The sequence below is a fragment of the Acinetobacter sp. 24-47-67 genome, from assembly GCF_056779735.1.
In genome coordinates this window covers 1-1,657 of record NZ_JBWYIK010000022.1, presented here as the reverse complement: position 1 = coordinate 1,657, position 1,657 = coordinate 1, and the positions used below count along the sequence as shown (strand labels likewise).

Genomic DNA, 1,657 nt, shown 5'->3' with positions numbered 1-1,657 from the left:
ATGGCGGATGAGTCATTGATGGGTCCAAGTACAGCTTATCGTTTAGCGAAGCGTAATGCTGCTTCTGTGTTTGCTGTAAAAGTTGCTCAGTCTGGTGGCCTACTCGAAGGTCGTGATGTAGCAACCATTGCAAACCTCGCTGGTGTAGATCTGTATGGTGGCACGATGCTTGAAGGTTCTGTTGGCACCATCGCTTCTGCACATCTGTTCTCGACCTTTGAGAATTTGGCATATGGCACTGAATTGTTTGGTCCATTGCTGTTGACTGACGAAATTTTAAAGACCCCGCTTCAATATCGTGATTTCGAATTACATCTGCCTCAAGGCAATGGTTTAGGTATTGAGTTGGATTTAGACAAGATTGACAACCTTCGCCGCAAATAAGCGACGTGATACATCAGGAGTGAGACATGCTGTTTCATGTACGAATGGATGTGAACATCCCACTGGATATGCCAGTTGAAAAAGCGAATGAGATTAAAGCTGTTGAAAAGGCGTATTCGCAAGAGTTACAGCAACAAGGCAAGTGGCGTCATATCTGGCGAATCACAGGTCAGTATTCAAACATCAGTATTTTTGATGTGGAAAGCAATGAAGAGCTTCATTCAATTTTACAAGGTCTTCCGCTTTACCCATATATGAATATCGAAGTAATGGCGTTAAATCGTCACCCATCTTCTATCCGTGAAGATGATCGTTAACTTTTAAGTGTCTTGGCTTGATTGATTCAGGCCATGACATCAATACATCCAGAGGTTTTTTAGCGTCATTTTAAACAAGGATTGTGGCAGCGAGCTCAAACACATTAGAAGTCAGCCACCACACAGCAAGCATACTTAAGGAGAAATAGTATGAACCGCGAACAAATTAATGCTTTAGTCAAAAAAATGAACGTTGATACTGCAACAGGTCCTGTTGATGAACGTGTTCAGCAAATCGTTGTACGTTTAGTATCTGACTTATTCCAAGCGATTGAAGATTTAGATTTAAGCCAATCTGAAGTTTGGAAGGGTCTTGAGTACTTTACTGATGCTGGTCAAGCAAACGAATTAGGTCTTTTGGCTGCTGGTTTAGGTCTTGAGCATTTCCTTGATTTACGTGCAGATGAGAAAGATGCTCAAGCAGGTATTACAGGTGGTACTCCACGTACAATTGAAGGTCCATTGTATGTCGCTGGTGCACCAGAATCAGTTGGTTTTGCACGTATGGATGATGGTTCTGAAGAAGGCAAAATCCCAACTTTAATTATTGAAGGTATCGTTAAAGATACTGAAGGTAACATCATTGAAGGCGCTAAAGTTGAAGTTTGGCATGCAAACAGCTTAGGTAACTACTCGTTCTTTGATAAGTCTCAATCTGACTTCAACTTACGTCGTACGATCTTCACGGATGCACAAGGTCAATATACAGCATTAACCACAATGCCTGTAGGTTATGGCTGCCCACCAGAAGGTACAACTCAGTTTGTATTAGACAAACTTGGTCGTCATGGTAACCGCCCTTCACACGTGCATTACTTCGTCACTGCGCCTGGCTACCGTAAATTAACTACGCAGTTCAACATCGAAGGTGATGAATACCTTTGGGATGACTTTGCATTTGCAACGCGTGATGGCTTAGTGGCAACTGCTGTAGACGTAACTGATGAAGCTGAAAT

3 protein-coding genes are annotated in these 1,657 nt (G+C 42.4%); all 3 read left to right on the top strand.

The features are described from left to right. On the top strand, positions 1-384 hold a 384-nt coding region (locus AC1M9K_RS14465), incomplete at its 5' end, for an enolase C-terminal domain-like protein (protein WP_035271039.1). Between the two features lie 26 nt (positions 385-410). Then, complete coding sequence (gene catC / locus AC1M9K_RS14460; protein WP_092766278.1) at positions 411-701, top strand: muconolactone Delta-isomerase; 291 nt, start codon at positions 411-413, stop codon at positions 699-701. 150 nt (positions 702-851) lie between these two features. Further along, on the top strand, positions 852-1,657 hold an 806-nt coding region (catA, locus tag AC1M9K_RS14455; protein WP_481589631.1), incomplete at its 3' end, for a catechol 1,2-dioxygenase.